The sequence below is a fragment of the Paenibacillus sp. IHBB 10380 genome (assembly GCF_000949425.1).
Taxonomy (GTDB): domain Bacteria; phylum Bacillota; class Bacilli; order Paenibacillales; family Paenibacillaceae; genus Paenibacillus_AQ.
Genome location: NZ_CP010976.1, coordinates 731,941 through 749,459, shown reverse-complemented (window position 1 = coordinate 749,459; position 17,519 = coordinate 731,941). Strand labels below are relative to the sequence as shown.

Annotated in this window: 18 protein-coding genes and 1 other annotated feature; of the genes, 2 read left to right on the top strand and 16 right to left on the bottom strand. The window is 41.9% G+C overall.

The annotated features are described in order from the left end of the window. Positions 1 to 309 precede the first annotated feature (309 nt). The 5 genes from UB51_RS03200 to UB51_RS03180 all read right to left on the bottom strand — a co-directional run bounded on the left by UB51_RS03200 (position 310) and on the right by UB51_RS03180 (position 6,244). Complete coding sequence (locus tag UB51_RS03200) at positions 310 to 1,554, bottom strand: anti-sigma factor family protein (RefSeq protein ID WP_044876046.1); 1,245 nt, start codon at positions 1,552 to 1,554, stop codon at positions 310 to 312. Further along, the gene (locus tag UB51_RS03195; RefSeq protein WP_044876045.1) at positions 1,551 to 2,099 is read right to left on the bottom strand and encodes an RNA polymerase sigma factor; all 549 of its coding nucleotides are present in this window, start codon (positions 2,097 to 2,099) and stop codon (positions 1,551 to 1,553) included. Before UB51_RS03195 ends, UB51_RS03200 begins: the two co-directional genes overlap by 4 nt. 342 nt (positions 2,100 to 2,441) lie before the next feature. Continuing rightward, positions 2,442 to 5,000: a DNA internalization-related competence protein ComEC/Rec2 gene (locus UB51_RS03190; protein WP_234405532.1), complete on the bottom strand. Its 2,559-nt coding sequence runs from the start codon at positions 4,998 to 5,000 to the stop codon at positions 2,442 to 2,444. 144 nt (positions 5,001 to 5,144) lie between these two features. After that, entirely contained in the window at positions 5,145 to 5,660 is a 516-nt protein-coding gene (locus UB51_RS03185) for a deoxycytidylate deaminase (RefSeq protein ID WP_044876044.1), read from the bottom strand. Between the two features lie 35 nt (positions 5,661 to 5,695). Next, positions 5,696 to 6,244 carry a ComEA family DNA-binding protein gene (locus UB51_RS03180; RefSeq protein ID WP_044876043.1) on the bottom strand — a complete coding sequence of 183 codons (549 nt, stop codon included), beginning with the start codon at positions 6,242 to 6,244 and terminating at the stop codon, positions 5,696 to 5,698. A gap of 162 nt (positions 6,245 to 6,406) precedes the next feature. Here UB51_RS03180 and comER point away from each other — a divergent pair, with 162 nt between their 5' ends. Further along, complete coding sequence (gene comER / locus UB51_RS03175) at positions 6,407 to 7,252, top strand: late competence protein ComER (protein ID WP_044876042.1); 846 nt, start codon at positions 6,407 to 6,409, stop codon at positions 7,250 to 7,252. Here comER and leuS read toward each other — a convergent pair. Continuing rightward, positions 7,233 to 9,671, bottom strand: a complete 2,439-nt coding sequence (gene leuS, locus UB51_RS03170; RefSeq protein WP_044876041.1) for a leucine--tRNA ligase — start codon at positions 9,669 to 9,671, stop codon at positions 7,233 to 7,235. The genes comER and leuS overlap by 20 nt on opposite strands. A 114-nt stretch (positions 9,672 to 9,785) precedes the next feature. Further along, positions 9,786 to 10,019: a binding site (T-box leader), on the bottom strand. Positions 10,020 to 10,196: 177 nt separating this feature from the next. On the opposite strand from leuS, the gene UB51_RS03165 reads away from it, so the two are divergent. Beyond that, positions 10,197 to 10,355 (top strand): hypothetical protein, encoded by a 159-nt coding sequence (locus tag UB51_RS03165; RefSeq protein WP_044876040.1) that lies wholly within the window; start codon positions 10,197 to 10,199, stop codon positions 10,353 to 10,355. 95 nt (positions 10,356 to 10,450) lie between these two features. Here the strand turns inward: UB51_RS03165 and UB51_RS03160 are convergent, their stop codons facing one another. The 10 genes from UB51_RS03160 to UB51_RS03115 all read right to left on the bottom strand — a co-directional run bounded on the left by UB51_RS03160 (position 10,451) and on the right by UB51_RS03115 (position 17,490). Beyond that, on the bottom strand, positions 10,451 to 11,170 hold the full coding sequence (locus tag UB51_RS03160; RefSeq protein ID WP_044876039.1) for a 3-ketoacyl-ACP reductase: 720 nt from the start codon (positions 11,168 to 11,170) through the stop codon (positions 10,451 to 10,453). A 179-nt stretch (positions 11,171 to 11,349) separates the two neighbouring features. Further along, positions 11,350 to 12,120 carry a class I SAM-dependent DNA methyltransferase gene (locus UB51_RS03155; RefSeq protein ID WP_044876038.1) on the bottom strand — a complete coding sequence of 257 codons (771 nt, stop codon included), beginning with the start codon at positions 12,118 to 12,120 and terminating at the stop codon, positions 11,350 to 11,352. A gap of 53 nt (positions 12,121 to 12,173) precedes the next feature. Further along, positions 12,174 to 13,082, bottom strand: a complete 909-nt coding sequence (locus UB51_RS03150) for a CvfB family protein (RefSeq protein WP_044876037.1) — start codon at positions 13,080 to 13,082, stop codon at positions 12,174 to 12,176. Further along, the gene (gene rsfS, locus UB51_RS03145; RefSeq protein ID WP_044876036.1) at positions 13,079 to 13,435 is read right to left on the bottom strand and encodes a ribosome silencing factor; all 357 of its coding nucleotides are present in this window, start codon (positions 13,433 to 13,435) and stop codon (positions 13,079 to 13,081) included. Before rsfS ends, UB51_RS03150 begins: the two co-directional genes overlap by 4 nt. Then, the gene (gene yqeK, locus UB51_RS03140; RefSeq protein ID WP_044876035.1) at positions 13,432 to 14,010 is read right to left on the bottom strand and encodes a bis(5'-nucleosyl)-tetraphosphatase (symmetrical) YqeK; all 579 of its coding nucleotides are present in this window, start codon (positions 14,008 to 14,010) and stop codon (positions 13,432 to 13,434) included. Before yqeK ends, rsfS begins: the two co-directional genes overlap by 4 nt. After that, complete coding sequence (locus UB51_RS03135) at positions 14,000 to 14,584, bottom strand: nicotinate-nucleotide adenylyltransferase (RefSeq protein WP_044876034.1); 585 nt, start codon at positions 14,582 to 14,584, stop codon at positions 14,000 to 14,002. Before UB51_RS03135 ends, yqeK begins: the two co-directional genes overlap by 11 nt. Positions 14,585 to 14,600: 16 nt before the next feature. Next, positions 14,601 to 14,891: a ribosome assembly RNA-binding protein YhbY gene (yhbY, locus tag UB51_RS03130; protein ID WP_044876033.1), complete on the bottom strand. Its 291-nt coding sequence runs from the start codon at positions 14,889 to 14,891 to the stop codon at positions 14,601 to 14,603. A gap of 47 nt (positions 14,892 to 14,938) precedes the next feature. After that, on the bottom strand, positions 14,939 to 15,808 hold the full coding sequence (gene aroE, locus UB51_RS03125; RefSeq protein ID WP_044876032.1) for a shikimate dehydrogenase: 870 nt from the start codon (positions 15,806 to 15,808) through the stop codon (positions 14,939 to 14,941). A 30-nt stretch (positions 15,809 to 15,838) separates the two neighbouring features. After that, positions 15,839 to 16,966, bottom strand: a complete 1,128-nt coding sequence (yqeH, locus tag UB51_RS03120) for a ribosome biogenesis GTPase YqeH (RefSeq protein WP_044876031.1) — start codon at positions 16,964 to 16,966, stop codon at positions 15,839 to 15,841. Further along, positions 16,963 to 17,490: a YqeG family HAD IIIA-type phosphatase gene (locus tag UB51_RS03115; protein ID WP_044876030.1), complete on the bottom strand. Its 528-nt coding sequence runs from the start codon at positions 17,488 to 17,490 to the stop codon at positions 16,963 to 16,965. The genes yqeH and UB51_RS03115 overlap by 4 nt, the downstream gene beginning before the upstream one ends. Positions 17,491 to 17,519 lie beyond the last annotated feature (29 nt).

Sequence of the window (17,519 nt, the reverse complement as noted above, 5' to 3'; positions counted from 1 at the left end):
AAAGATCAGGACTATAAGAGTTCGTCTTTAGTTCATTCTATATCATATATAAGATAATGTTTACTCTCATGATTTTACCAAACAAAAGTGGTTTCAACCACAACAAAGGGACCTTATCAGCACATAGCTTAAGGTCCCTTCGTTCCAGCTCATCTATATAAACATCGGTAAGGAAAACTCTAGAAATTATCTTACCGGTGGTCATAACGACATTTGGTTATATATGGATGGCTGATCATGTTGGGTTATTTATTGTGTAATATACTATATTCATTTTATCATTGAACGGTGCATGCATATAGCATTTATTTAAGGTGACTTCACAGTCGCACTATCCACATGATAAGTAAATACAACAGCTTTTCCCTCTTGATCCAACTGGTACGTGAAAATCATGCTATCCGAAGACCATTCTCCAGATATCCACGTCCCTACTAAGTCAATCGTATGAGTTCCCTCGCTTAGCTCTTCAGATCCAAAAACAGGTAATTTATTGATAGTTAGCTTCTCTCCTTCCAGAACTGCCACATACTTATTATTAGGAGAGCTCCATAATGAAGATACAGCTATAGTGTCGGTACTAACAGATTTGTCAGATGGGTTAGAGTCCACTCTAGCAGTGAATTGATCTTGTGCAGGGTCTATGGTCTTCAGATTAGGTGCCTCTATACCCTCTTTCTCTGCCCCACTCTTTGCAGCACTTCCGCTATCTATAACATCCTTATTCCCTGAAACAGCACCGCCACTATTGCTTACAGCATTTGAAGCCATTTTCTGACTATCATTTAAAGAGCTGTTTAACCCCTCACTTGAAGGTACTTGATCCTTGTTGTTTGAATTCATAGAATTCTGTTTATTATCTTCTATAGTTGAATTCGCTTTATTTGGCTGAATAACTGGAACCTTATTACCTGTCTCGGCCTGCTGTTGGTTGCTTCCCTCAGGCTCAGGATCGCTCGAAGCAGCCACTTCAGGTGCTGTAGCTTTTTCCTCAGTCTTCATGGATGCGGCAGTGTCTGGAGTGTCGGTAGCATCCTTATACAGACCAGCCCCGGACGTGCCATTGGTAGCCGACGCAGTTCCTGCCATCTCCCCATCTTCACTACTTGAAGTAACTTCAGATAACTGAACCTGTGCATCAGACAATTGCTCTGGGGAATAATTTAAAACTGCCACTCCCAAAATAACCCCCGCTGCCGCTATCCCAATTAGGGTACGCGCCGCAGTTGAACCCATAAATCTTCTTCTCCGGTCTTTAAGTTGAGATATAGGCGTTGGAATCATCTCAGCTGGAATGTTATCCACCGAAGCACTTTTCTCCTTACGCGCTCGATCCAAAGCATCAAGCTGTGGCATAATAGCATCCACCAAACTATACTTAGGCGCTACTATAGGAAGATCTTCTAATTCACGAGAAAGTAATTTAAGCACACGGAATGTGTCCGCGCATTCTGGACAAACAGCAATGTGTTCAAACATGTCTGCTGTTTCCACTTCACTAAGATCGTAATCCAAATATCGGTGCATCCATTCCACCACCTCTGGACAATTCATCCTGACACACCACCTTTATGATACTCTTGGAGCATATTCTGTAACTGTTGCCTAGCTCTAAATAGATATGATTTAACCGTATTTAGTGGAAGGTTTAAACAATCCGCAATTTCGTTGTAAGAGAAATCCTGTAAATACCTAAGCACAATAACTGTTCGATGATGCTCAGGTAGTTGATTAATGGCTTCTTGGATGTCTTCTGCCAAATAAGAATTCAGTATCTCCTGCTCGACATTCTGTTTATCACTAAACACAAGTTCATGCTCATCGATAGAAACCGTAGGCTTATTGCGACGAAATTTATCTATACAAATATTCGTTACAATGCGTTGCACCCATGTTTTAAATTGTGCCTTTTCTTCATAAGAATTAATCTTCGTGTATATACGAACTAAGGATTCCTGAGCTGCATCCATAGCATCCTGTTCATTATTTAAAATATAAAACGCAGTTCGATATACATGTTGCTCAATGTCTCGTAATAGGGTAATTAGAGCGTCGCGATCGCCCGATTGAGCCGCTCTAATGAGTTCAAGCTCTACCACAAAGGATCCCCCTCTCCCTGCAATCTTACAGACGTGTAAGACCAGCAAATTGTTGCAAATATAACTACTTTTTTCTGAACATCTTTTATTATAATATAATCTAAAACATTCATAGTATGATTAGAGGAACTAAAAACGCTATGTAAACCCATCCAAAGCATAGAAAAAAGCCTAATTCGGGTAATATTAGAGCGTCAAAACATAAAGACCCAAGTATAGACTCTCTATGGGAATCTTACAAGAGTACAGCATGAAGTTCAACCCCTAGAATAAATTTGAAGATTAATGAAACACCATTTCAACATTCCTCTAATATCTTTATTAACGATCCTCTAGTCCAACTTATTCAAGTTTGTTTCTTACCCATACCTTATTCTCATAAACCTTCATTTGAATCTCACCTTGCTGATCTGTACGGAATATATGCATATCCTGCTCCTTTATACGCATTACTACATCATGATTTGGATGCCCATAAAGATTCTTCACTCCTGCTGAGATAACCGCTGCTGATGCCTTCCATGCTCTAAGCCAGTCCTCAGAAGTAGATGTTTTACTACCGTGATGGGCTATCTTGATAACATCTACTCCCTGTAATCTCATAGATAGGTTAGATTCATCCTCAAGTATAATATTCTCGCTTGCTATATCCATATCACCAGTAAATAACAATCGTACGCCATTCATAGTTAATACAAAAGCTATTGAAGAATGATTCTGCTCCTTTACAAGGGGCAGATTAGCCTGCTCGTCACCTGTCATTTCAGGTGATAAGAACGTTATTTCGCTATATCTATCTGTTTGAAGAAACATATCTTGATGAATAGCATACACAGGTATCCCCTTAGTAATTGCTGTAGTCAATAATTGATCAATACCCGTTTTCCCCGAAGTCGTTCCATTAAATAAAAAGGCCTTTACAGGAATTTGATTCAATACGGCCTGTAACCCACCTGCATGATCTTGATCACCATGCGTTAGAACAACAGCATCTAGATGATGGATTCCGCGTTTTTTTAACAAGGGAACTACGACTTTAGCTCCAACCTCAAATGGCTCCTTTCGAGTTCTCCAACTCTCCTCTGCTTTACGGAAATTCACTGTTCCACCACCATCTACTAGTATATTCTTTCCTTCAGGCGTAGTAATAAGAATGCTGTCTCCTTGGCCCACATCCAAGAACTGTACCGTGCCTGCACCACTCAAAGAATTGGGCTGATATCCTATATACAACAAGATGGCAAATAGGATTATTAACGGAGCAATGATCATCTGTTTCCACTTTAGCCCCTCCTTCCTCCGGAGCTCTAGATGAGGTTTTCCAACCCTTTTCACGCCTTCAAGTGGCATCGTATCATCAATAGGTACTGGAAGTGGTTGTCGATTGTGTACCCAAGCTCTAATGAAGTAGAGAAGTAAATAAAGTACGATATAGTAGCTTCCTATCCACAGAATAGATGGACTCCGCCATATCATGATGAATGCTTCATATGAATTCATCCATTCAACGAGAGCAAAGGTTATATTATTTAGCCATTCAACCCCCATTGCAATTCCTCTAGCCCCAGAGGTCCATGCCGCTCCAACCACTAGCGTAAACATACCAAGTGGCATAGTTACAGAAGAAATTATAGGAACAAGAATTAAGTTCGCAATAATAGAAAGTAACGAGAATTGATTGAAGTAATATATAGTTAGCGGAAATGAAATAAGCTGCGCGACTACCGTTACACCTAACGCAATCGCAAATTTGCGAGGTAACTTTGACAACATCGGCAATAGAAGAGGTACATAAATCAGCAGTCCTAATGTAACAATAAAAGAAAGTTGAAAGCTAACATTTAGTAATAGGTAGGGGTTCCATACCAACATGATAAGCGCTGCCGCACTAATGATATGTAATCCATCTTTGAGAAGCCCTTGTCTCGCTGTATAGAGTGTAATCATACTCATGATACCCGCACGAACAACGGACGGACTAAATCCAGTAAGAAGTACATAGATAGGTATCAGCAGAATAATCAGGGTAAACTTAGTTTCTCGGGTAAATCTGAATAAAGATAACAACAACATAAGACAGGCTATATATACGGCCACATGTGTACCTGATACAGCTAATATATGAGTTAATCCTAACTGAGAAAATTGACCATAAGTGAACGTATCCACGTCATCTTGCATGCCAATGACTAGCCCCTTCATGTATCCATCATGTGGCTCTTGAAACAACTGAGTCATCTTTATAGCCAGAGTCTCTCTTAATAAATCATTCATTCGGAATATAGATATCATACTCCACGAAGACGGCGGTGTTACTTCTATATTTGGGATTCCTTGTACTTTCATGATCCAATGGATATCTTTCGTCCGCAAATAATTTCTATAGTCGAAACCATCAAAATTACGAGCTATTCCTGGCTTTTCCAGCGTGCCGCTCAGCTTCAACAAATCACCACGTTGCCATTGTCCAGCCTCAAGCTTCTGCTCCTTAGTCTGAAGCTTCACCTGCACAAGGACTTTCTCGGATACACTAGATTGATTAACTCCCGATAACCTCACTTCCAGATCCGCCCGATCCCCATCCACTACCACCGCTGTAATCATCGTTCCTGTAGCTTCAACTAACATGCCTTCTAGCTTAATCTCATCTTGTTGCAGAGAGGAAGGTAACGAAGTAACATTTAAATAATCATGCCATTCCCAGTAACCTCCTGATACAGTCACCGATAACCATACCGCAATAATGAGCCCCATTCTCTCTTTCAGAATCCATACCGAAGCTATAAGTAAACAGGTTACCCCTACCCACAGCCCCATTAAATGCTTACCGGAATACAGACAGGCCATACTACTTCCAGCAACCCAAGCTAGGGTAAATATCAATAAGGCTCTGCCCTTCACGATCACCCTCACTCCTTTTGAAATTATTAATCAAGGACAAACGACTTCGTCATCCCAAGAGGACGACATTCAAAAAAAAAGAACCCCCTTTGCTAAAGACGCAAAAGAGGTTCTTCCTCCAAACCGTATAATTATAAAATCAGATCAGTTAGATACAGTCATTATGGTGTCAGCAGGAGGTTCATATTCATGTAACTGGCGAAAAATAATACCCATACTATTCATCATATGAGTCACCTTATTCGTATCCTTAGGGTACGGTCGATGAAATACAATTTCAGTTATGCCGCTATTAGCTAACATATTAGCGCATGTCCAACAAGGTTCATCTGTTACATAGACCATACTTCCTTCTCGATCTACACGATCTGTAAACAGAAGTAAATTTTGTTCAGCATGTATCGTCCGAATGCAGCGTTGTTTCTTGATCATTTGCTGCTTCCCGTCAATCTCAATTAGCTCCACATCTTCAGCAATCATACAGCCGGCCTCTGAGCAATCTGGCATTCCCATAGGTGCTCCATTGTAAGCTGTTCCTAACAACTTTTTACCTTGCACTAGAACGGAACCTACATGTCGACGTGAACAACGAGAACGGGTAGATACCATATAAGCAATGTCCATGAAGTACGTGTCCCAATCTTTACGTTTATCTGTCATCTCCTCAGGTTCCCCCTTGTGTTCTTTCATTCAGCTTACAATTCTACGTGTGGAGCTATTTTCTGCAACATTTTTGTACCGATCCCCTTAACATTCAAGAGATCTGATACCTTTCGAAAAGGTCCCTTAAGATTACGATACTCCAAGATAGCTTGAGCCTTCTTCTCGCCGATACCTGGTAGGTCCGTAAGTTCAGCAGCTCCTGCTGTATTCACGTTTACTTTCAAGACATTAGAAGGTTGTTGCTTCACATTAGAAGTAATGGGCTCTATATTGGCTGTAGTCTCACCCTTCTGCTCGGGGATGGTAGACTTCGTCTCTGAAGAAGATGACTGATCAACGATCTCTTGAGGACTTTCTACTCCATCTGAACTAGTCGCTACTACTGGACTTGGACGCGTCTCTGTTTTAGCTTCAGACTTCGATTCCTCAGAAACCTCATTTCCCCCTAATGCCTCTGCTATTTGTAAATTTAATGGCTCCCAATCCTGAATACCATTATCCTTTCCTGTACCGGACCACAGAATCAATCCACTACCTACTAAAGCCGCTATCAAGCTTATTCCTTGATGCATACGTCTCATTTCTTTACACCTCTATCACAACATAATGGAATAACAAATAAAATAAATTCACTTTATATGCAGTCACTCCGCAAAAATCGTCATCAGGTAAAGGTTCTAGCGCATATATTATGAAGTAGGACTACGCCATTGCCGTAAAGCATGAAAGGAGGGAATGTTCAAATGAAGGTAGGATTTATAGGAACCGGGAGTATGGGAAGCCTCTTGTTGGATGCCTTCATCTATTCTGATGCAATACATCCTAAGCAATTATTTGTAAGCAATCGTTCCGTACCTAAGCTACATCACCTATCAGAACGTCATGAAGGTCTTCATGTATGTCAATCCAATGTCGAGACAGTCAAAAATAGCCATGTCATATTTATATGTGTGAAGCCTCTTCAATTCGAAGCTGTCATACAAGAAATACAAGATCACATACGACCTGAGCAACTATTGGTATCTATAACAAGCCCAATACAGTTGTATCATCTGGAGAACAATCTATGCTGCAAGGTTGCCAAAGTTATTCCAAGTGTAACGCACAAGGTTAACAGCGGATCTTCTTTAGTCATGTATGGAAGCAGATTAAATGATGAAGACAGGCTACTATTACAGAATCTGTTATCTCACATCAGTAAACCTGTAGAAATTAATGAATTACAGGCCCGTATTTTTTCTGATTTCTCTAGTTGTGGGCCTGCATTCATTAGCTTTTTCTTAACCAAATGGATTGATGCTGCTGTAGAAATGACTGGCGTAGATAGAGAACAACTTACATGCCTTACCAGTGAGATGATACTTGGTACAGGTAGGTTGCTTACGCAAGCTGAACTGACTCCACTCCAACTTCAACAACTTGTCGCTGTTCCCGGTGGAATTACCGCCCAAGCTCTAGCTCAGTTAAACCACAGCTTAGACGGCGCCTTCCACAACCTGATCACCACGACTCATAATAAGTACAAGGAAGATTTACAGAAGCTAGACCAATCACTCGGTCAACATGAAACTAACCGACCACAATATTGACCAATTTACCTGGAACAGCAATGACTTTGCGAATGGACTTGCCTGCAATTGCTTGCTCAACACTTGGAAGAGCCAAACTATGAGCCTGCATCGCTGCTTGATCCATATCTTTGGAAATCAAAGTCCGTTGTACGATCTTGCCGTTCACTTGCACGACAATCTCTACTTCCGCATCTACTGTCCAAGATTCATCAAACGTTGGCCATTCTGCATAAGTGATGCTCTCCTCATGTCCAAGGCGCTGCCACAATTCCTCGGAAATGTGCGGTGCCAGAGGGGACAGCAGTTGTACAAAGTTCTCTACAGCAACACGTGGCAACTCTTCAGTCTTGTATGCTTCATTCACAAAGATCATTAATTGACTAATCGCCGTATTGAAACGTAAGTTATCCACATCTTCTGTTACTTTTTTAATAGTTTTGTGCCATATGCGCTTAAATTCATCGTTGCCTTCACCATCGACAATTTTACTATGCAAATTGCCTTCTTCGTTAATCAGTAGACGCCATACACGGGAAAGGAAACGGTGGCTTCCTTCTACGCCATTAATGTTCCATGGCTTAGTTACTTCTAATGGTCCCATGAACATTTCGTATATGCGTAGTGTATCTGCACCGTAGCCCTCTACAATTTCATCTGGATTAACCACATTGCCACGTGATTTACTCATTTTCTCATTGTTGGTACCCAAAATCATCCCTTGATTCACGAGTTTATGGAATGGTTCCTTCGTATCCACTATACCTAGATCATACAAAACTTTATGCCAGAAACGTGCATATAACAAGTGAAGTACAGCATGTTCTACGCCACCAATATACAGATCTACAGGAAGCCACTGCTTTTGCTTCTCCTTGGAACATAGCTCTTCATTATTGTGCGGGTCAATAAAGCGCAGGTAATACCAGCTGCTTCCTGCCCACTGAGGCATGGTATTCGTCTCGCGACGAGCCTTCATTCCCGTCTCAGGGTCAGTCGTCTCTACCCAATCAAGTACATTAGCCAAAGGTGACTCTCCCGTACCTGATGGCTTGATTTGATCTACATCAGGTAGGACAAGCGGTAATTGATCCACGGGAACGGTCTTCATTGTTCCATCTTCTAAATGAAGGATTGGAATAGGCTCTCCCCAATATCTTTGGCGGCTAAATAACCAATCACGCAGACGATATGTTATTTTGCCTTGACCTTTACCGTTCTCTTCTAGCCAAGCTATCATTTTTGCAATAGCCTCTACATTCTGCAGCCCATTCAGCCATTCGGAGTTCACGTGTTCTCCGTCTCCACTATAAGCCTCTTCTTCAATATTACCGCCTTTAACCACTTCCACGATTTCTAGTCCGAACTGTTTGGCAAATTCCCAGTCACGGGAATCATGTCCAGGTACAGCCATGATAGCGCCAGTTCCATATCCGGCAAGAACATAATCTGCGATCCAGATCGGCGCTTTTGCTCCATTCACTGGGTTAATAGCATAGGCTCCTGTAAATACACCCGTCTTATCTTTAGCTAAGTCCGTACGTTCCAGATCACTCTTGTGCGAAGCCTGAGTCTTATAGGCCTCTACTGCTGCCAGTTGCTCTTCTGTTGTAATCTTAGTCACGAATTCATGCTCTGGAGCTAGAACACAGTAACTTGCGCCGAATAAAGTATCCGGTCGAGTTGTAAAGACCGCTAATTGAGCATCATGACCTTCAATATCAAATTTCACTTCGGCACCTTTGGATTTACCAATCCAGTTCCGTTGCATATCTTTAATACTCTCAGACCAATCCAATTCCTCCAAATCATCCAACAGACGATCTGCGTATTCTGTAATCTTCAGCATCCACTGTCTCATCGGTTTACGAACAACTGGATGACCTCCACGCTCACTAAGACCATCTATAACTTCTTCATTTGCAAGGACCGTACCTAGTGCAGGACACCAGTTTACCGGCACCTCAGCTATGTAAGCTAGCCCCTTGTTATACAGCTGAATGAATATCCATTGTGTCCATTTATAATACTCTGGATCTGTTGTACTAATCTCACGGTCCCAATCATACGAGAAACCTAATGACTTAATCTGGCGACGGAAATTGTTAATGTTCTTAACCGTAATATGCTTTGGATGTTCTCCTGTGTCTAGTGCATGCTGCTCAGCAGGCAATCCAAAAGCATCCCAGCCCATAGGGTGAAGTACATTGTAACCGCGCATCCGTTTATACCGTGATATGATATCTGTTGCCGTGTATCCCTCTGGATGCCCTACATGTAGCCCCGATCCTGATGGATAAGGGAACATATCCAATGCATAAAATTTGGGTTTCTCTGGATCTTCACCTGTCTTAAACGTTTGATTATCTTCCCAATACTGTTGCCATTTCGGTTCAATTGTTTGTGGCTGATAGCCATGATTCTGTTGTTGTTCACTCATTACTTTTGCTCCTCCTTCGAAATCATACACATAATCAAGTATGTAGCGTGTCTGGACAATGACCATTCATAATATGTACCCATCAAAAAAACCTCTCATCCTTAGCGTATAATCGCTAGGGACGAGAGGTTTGATTCCCGTGGTACCACCCTAGTTAGCGGAATACATTCTTTGTTCTCCACTCACTTTACACCCTTAACGTGGGTAAAACGATGATATTTCACGGGAACTTCTCCATTCATATCATGACTCCGAGGTAAGTTCATTTCAATTTATCAACCGACTTGCACCCATCGTCGGCTCTCTGAGTGATATTTCGAAATTAGTACTCCTCATCAACGTTTAAAATATTCAATTTAATGAACATATTATATAGAATAAACACGATCAAGTCAATGATCGTATCCTCTTCAACTTTGAATGTAATATAAAGAGAATATGCACACATCACTTTTATGCATAAATACTCCCCTCTAGACTAAGACTAATATTTGTCTTTCCAATTCAATCTAAGGGAGTGATTACATGCGTGAAGGAATGATTCCTACTGTTCTTGGAACTGTAGTATCTGCATCTAGCGCTGCACTGCTTGGAAGCAAGTATAAACTTGCTGCGTATGGAGCTCTAGGTTTTGGTCTCGCGCACATCGTGTTAGGAGCTATTGACCTGGTCGAACATCGTTAGAGGTTGGGAAGATTCAAAACGTAAGCCAGATTGAAATAAGCCTTGGACCAAAGGGTCCAAGGCTTATTTAGTTTATAATCTATACAATAAACCTTTTATTGTGGATTAGTCGTCCATAGTCCTGCTGTCTTCACAAAAACACGCTGAGGTAGCTTAAGTGTTGCCAAGGCTAACTCAGCCACATCTTCTGGTTGCATCATTCGATCTTCATCTCCGACTTTAAGACCTGCATTACGAGCTAAATCCGTATTTACAGTACTTGGAGTTAGAGCAACAACACGGATATTAAATTTGCGAACTTCCTGTAGTACGGATTCAGTCAAGCCTAGTACAGCAAATTTGGATGCACAATACGCAGAACCTGTAGCAAATCCTTTCTCTCCTGCAGTAGATGCCACATTAATGATATTACCCATATTCTGCTCGATCATCGTTGGAAGCACTGCACGAGTTACATAATATGTACCCATCAAATTGACCTGCATTATTCTTTCCCATACTTCCGGCTCCATCTCAAGCAGCGTGCCGAACTCCGCAATTCCTGCATTGTTAATTAGAATATCAATCGTCCCTAACTGCTCCTTAAGCGCTGCTACAGCCGTATCCACATCACTCTGCACTGACACATCTGCTGTCGCAATGCTAACTTTAATACCATACTTGGCAACTAAAGAGTCCCGCAGCATTTCCAAATCAGTCGCCGTTCTTGCGATGAGTCCAAGATGCACACCTTCTTGGGCAAGCGAGGTTGCAATCGCAAGCCCAATCCCTTTACCTGCACCTGTAATAATCGCTGTTCTATTCTTGAGTTCCATGATATCGTCTCCCGACCTCAATTTATGAAGATTTGTTAATATTCTAACACATTTGCTTAAAGAGAATACTTCAGTTCTAATATTATAACAGCTCTAGTAACTTATCCCTAATCAATAAAAAGGGTTCCTGAATAATTCAGGAACCCTCTCTCAAGCTTATATAAGAACTGATCAGCGTTTCACTTTACAGCTACATAGAATAGCCGCTGAGCATCATCTTCTGCTTCAATCCATTTAAAATCAGCATAGCATTTCACATCACGAAAGCCAGCCTTTATAAGCTCTACTTTCATCCAATCAGGATCATAGGCCCGCTGCACATGAATTTCTTCGAATCGGCGATATTGATCACTGCCCTGTTCATCTCGCGCGAAAATGCTCAAATGATGCTCAATCTCACATCGTGGGACATCAAGATCACAAGTCCAAATATAGGACACAGAAGGATCATCATACACGAAGGGCTGTTCATCATCATAACGCTGAATCGTACGAGGATGATGTACATCGAAGAGAAAAGTTCCACCCGGTTTAAGGCCACTGTATGTACGAGCAAACGTCGATTTAATATCTTCTTCATCCAGCAAGTAATTGATACAATCGCAAAAAGAAATGACGGAATCCACAGACTCTGGAAGCTCCCATTCCGTCATGTTTTGCTGGACCCAGCGAATACTGCCTTCACGAAAAAGACGTTTACCCTGTGGAGTCCCATCCATTTTGCCACGTGCAACAGCGAGCATATCCGCAGACAAGTCTATTCCCGTCACTTCAAATCCTGAATTAACCAAAGGAATGGTAATGCTCCCCGTTCCGCAACCTAACTCGACTACACTGTGGGGCATTCCATGTTTCTCCCAAGCCGTTTGCGCAAAACGTATCCAATCAGGATACGGCATGTCCTCCATTAATTCATCGTATACATATGCAAATTTTCGGTAGGATGACATGATGACACACCACTCTTTCTAATAACTACCGAAACCTCAATATGATATCAAGGTTATGATTGTTCTTCGTTTCCTTGCTCAGATTCTGGATTGACTAGGTATGTCCAATTCTCCTTCTGAACAATCAGACCTTCCTTCAACAATTTACCCATAGCTCGTTTGAAAGCGGCTTTGCTAATGCCGAAACGCTCTTTGATAATATCTGGTGGCGTAGCATCAGAATAGGGCATTCCTCCACCTGGACGTTCCTTCAAAAAGGTTAACAATCGATCAGCGTCTATATCTCTACCAATTTCCTTGAGAGGAGCCATAGAGAGGTTAACACGACCATCTTCACGAATATGGCTAATCCGCGCTTGCACTTCCTCGCCAAGACGAAGCATCCTTGTCCGTTCAGTAGAATGGATCAGACCAATGACACCGAAACCCACCACGCCGCCATCAACAAGTACAAACGTCCCCATCTGTAATGTCTTATATACCGTCGCCGTCACCCATTGATTCAACCATGAATCAGGAGCATTAAAGGATAAAGGAGCCAGTTCATATTCTCCAGCTAACTTAGCTAATAGCCGACCCTGCTTATCGTGTTCCATCGTAACAAATACAGAATCTCCGACCCGAGGATGCAGCTCTTTAATTTCAGGTAGTTCCCGAATCGGTAGTAGTAGTTGCCGTCCTAGACCCATCTCCAAGAAACAGCCCATCCGTGGATGTATATCTGCAACGACCAGTTTCGCCGTCTCACCCAAAGTCAAATAAGGCACCTTCATTGTCGCAGCTAATCGATCTTCCGTATCGAAGAAAATAAATACGTCCAAAATATCACCAGGTTTGATCTCCTTAGTGATTTCTGTATAGTGTAGCAGCACATCAAAATCATCCCCGTATAGAAAAAAACCATACGGAGATACTTCACGGGCCACTTCAAGCGAGACAATTGTACCCGCGACTAAACTCATACGTTCTCCACGACCTTGGCGTCAGTCCATAACCGTTCAATGTTATAGAACTCACGCTCATCACGATGGAAGATATGGACAATAACATCACCTAGATCCATAAGTACCCAACGCGCAGAGTCCATTCCCTCTATACCACGAATCGTAGATCCGGCATCCATGGCACGCTTACGAATTTCAGTTGCGATCGACTGTACCTGTACATCCGAGTTACCGTGACAGATTACGAAGTAATCTGCAATAAGTGATATTCCTCTTAAATCTAGGACAACAACGTTCTGCGCCTTCTTATCTTCCGCACCAGCTACCGCCATACTTAACAATTCTTTAGGTTCAATAAATTTTTGAATCATGAATTCGCCTCCAATTGCTTAATTAAATCATTACGTGCCAATACAGTTAACGGATAAATAATTTGTTTTCGTGATACTAACAGCGTTATTGTGGAATCAAAACCGGCCACAAGACCCTCTTCTAAACTATGGTTGGCGAGTTCCCGAATATTATTCACACCAGGGTAATCTCTTCCAGGTTCGATATAGTCAGCTAGGCATACAATCTTGTCCATCAAGGTCATTCCAATACGGCCTGATGTATGATAACGAATAGCATCTAGCACCTCAATATCATCCATTCCATAATCATACTTTGCTACATATGCCCCTACTTCAGCATGCCACAATTGTTTGCTATATAACAGGAGTTCATTCGATAATTGCTTATCTTGTAATACGCTCTTCAATTTCTGTACAGGCCAATACTTTGCCACATCATGTAGTATAGAAGACAACTCAGCTTTCTCTGCATCAGCACCATATTGATGAGCCAGCTTTATGGCTGAATCCATAACACCCTGTGTATGCTGCCAGCGCTTCTCTGGCATTTGCGAGGACACAGCTTCAATGAGTTGATCACGACTATATCTCATAAATCCCGCTCCTTACGATATATTCATGTACAGGTTCTGGGACCATATACCGAATCGAGTGACCCGACATAGCCCTTTCTCTTATCTCAGTCGAAGAAATATCCACAAGTGGCATGTCAGCTAGGAGTACTTTACCTTGTAAATATGAAGGTAATGCATCAATTTCTAAGGAGGATCCCGGACGCCCTACACCAATAAAGGTGATCATCTGTGACAATTCCTCAATTCGATCCCACTTAGGTAAATAATTGACCATATCGGCACCAATAATGAAATGGAAATTCACTTCTGTATAGGTTTGCTGAAGCTCTTTGATCGTATCCATGGTATATGAAATACCACCCCTACGCACTTCCAAATCAATCATTCGAAAAGAAGGATGATCCGCAATAGCAGCAGCTACCATCGTTAAGCGCTGCTCTCCTGTTGCTCCAGCGATCTCTTTGTGAGGTGGAATGTGACTTGGCATAAACCAGATTCCATCCAATTGAAAAGAGTCTCTGGCAGATTCCGCCGCCAACAGGTGCCCTATATGAATCGGATCGAAAGTTCCACCCATGATACCTATCTTCATGGTTACTCCCCCTACCTTAAGGCAGTTGAATTTGTTTATTATCCTTAGATTCTTTGTATAATACAATCACTTTTCCAATGACTTGTACTAATTCTGAACCCGATTTTTCAGCAAGTTCTGCTGCGATCACATTCCGATCTTCATGAGCACTATTAAATACGGTCACTTTCATCAATTCCCGCTTCTCTATCGCTTCTTCGATATGACGGATGAGATGATCGTTAGTTCCCCCTTTACCTACTTGAAAGACAGGATCTAGGTGATGTGCAAGGGAACGAAGGTAACGTTTTTGTTGTCCAGTTAACATGTAATGTCAAAACTCCTTAATTTCATATATTATTTCAATTGCCTTTATCAGCTCTGGAGACTATCCAGCACGGCTTGTCGCATCACTTCTACTGGAGCTGGCACGCCAGTCCAATACTCAAGCGCATATGCACCTTGATTCACGAACATCCCAAGTCCACCGTGTATGATGCACCCTCTGTCCTGACTTCTTTTCAGTAATTCCGTGTTCAATGGATTATAAATTAAATCACTGACCACAATTCCTGAAGGAATTCCGTCTGGATCGATGGGTACAGCTGAAATATGAGGATACATACCTACAGATGTTGTGTTTATAATGACATCCATGTCAGGTAAATAGGAAGATACCTTATCCATACTGATTCCACGAATGCTCACTAGAGACTTCCATTCGTTTTCCATCTGAATTGCCTTGTCTTCCGAACGATTAGCAATGATCAGAGTCTCAGGATCTTCTTGAGATAGAGCATGGATAATCCCACGCGCAGCCCCACCTGCTCCTAAGACCATGATCCGCTTACCACATAAATCTGCCATAGCTTCGTCCTTGAGTGAACGGACATAACCTATCCCATCGGTGTTGTAGCCTGTTAGAACTCCGTTATTATTCACAATGGTGTTAACAGCTCCAATGATATGAGCTGAATCATCGATGATGTCCAAATATGCCATTACTTCTATTTTATGCGGAATCGTTACGTTGATACCCCGGAATCCAAGTTTCTTGATCTGATTTATCGCGTGTCCTAAATCATCCCGAACCACATGAAGAGGCCAATACTCCCCCTCTATTCCAAGTGCGGCTAAAGCTGCATTGTGCATAGCGGGGGACTTGGAATGACGGATTGGATCGCCAATAACCGCTAGAAGCATGGAATCCCCATTAGTTGGTATATCACTCCATAACTCTTTCATGGCTTATCCACCACCTTCCCATGATTTAATCTATATCAAAGAAGGTCTAGTTAGCACTTTAATACCGCGAGGTGCATGTACTGCAATCGTAGCACCTTGATCACTGTTAATTTTGACCCAGCCTAATCCAGAAATAAATACATCGGAACGTGATCCCCGTTTAATTCGAATTTCATGTCTTATCCACTCTGGGAGCTTTGGAAGATTCTCAACGTTCGGAGGAGATAATATCTCACCCGCATGATCCGCATACAGTGAATCTGCACGTTCTAATTTCGTACGATGTATACCAATTCGATTGCTAAGGAAACATGTGAATGATTGACGTTCTCCTTGGATAAAGTCAAATCGCGCCATGGCTCCAAAGAATAACGTCTGACCCTCATTTAGCTGATACACCAGTGGTTTGAGTGGATTCTCAGGCATCGTTGCTCCAAGATCCTCACGACTCACAATCTCACTGAAACGCCAAGGGTAAACAATACCCGGAGTATCAATAATATGATGTCCATCATCAATGGGTATATTTACCATATCTAATGTTGTCCCTGGGTACCGTGAAGTCGTCAATTCTTCCTCTAGATCGCTGTAGTCTCTAATAAGACGATTAATCAATGTTGATTTACCAACATTGGTTGCTCCTACTACATATACATCCCGATCACCGCGTAAAGAATTCATCGTCTCAAGCAATCTATCGAAACCTTGATTCTTCTTGGCACTGCAGAGGATGATTTCTTCTGTCTTCAGTCCATGTTCCTTTGCTTGCTTCTGCACCCAATTCTTGAGCTTATTCCAGTTCGTTACTTTGGGAAGAAGATCAATCTTATTTACAACAAGAATCACAGGGTTATTCCCTACAAAACGCTGTAATCCCGAAATCATACTACCCTCGAAATCAAATAGATCTACGATATGAATAACGAGTGCATCCTTATTGCCAATCTGGCTAAGTAGCTTCAGAAATTCATTCTGATCTACAGTAACGGATGATGATTCATTGTAATTTTTGATACGAAAACAACGCTGGCAAATGATAGGTTCTTGTTCCAACGCTTTCTCCGGTACAAAGCCCGGTAAGTCAGGTTGCTGCGTTTGCAGAGTAATCCCGCAACCGCCACATTTCATGGCCTCTTGCTCGCCAATTGCTTCATTCATTCTCTGTGTTCCTCCTCGAGCCATAATCCTTTTTTCCGAAGATGTGTCAACGCGATCCGTTCTACTCTTCGGTTAATTCTTGTCGTCCATCCTTCATCTTGCACAGAAATCGGAAGCACCAGTACCGTCAATAGACCGAGCCGATTACCACCATACACATCCGTCAGCATTTGATCGCCTACAACAATGGTCTCTGTATTGGAAAGTCCCATCCACTTCATCGCCTTATGAAAAGGAGCATTGAAAGGTTTACGGGCTTGATGTACAAATTGAATATCCAAAGGAGTCGCAAAAGCCGATACCCTTGCCAATTGATTATTAGATACAATGATTAGTTGAAAACCAATCTTTTTCACCAATTCAAACCAAGCGATCAATTCCGGATGGGCAAGTGGTGTTTTGGCACCTACGAGCGTATTGTCCAAATCCGTAATAATCCCCCGGTATCCCTTTGCATATAAGTCTTCCAAGTCGATATCGAATACTGTATTCACCTGTAATTTAGGCATCAGCATTTCAAACAAGTCCAGTCACCTCAGTTTCATACGACAAA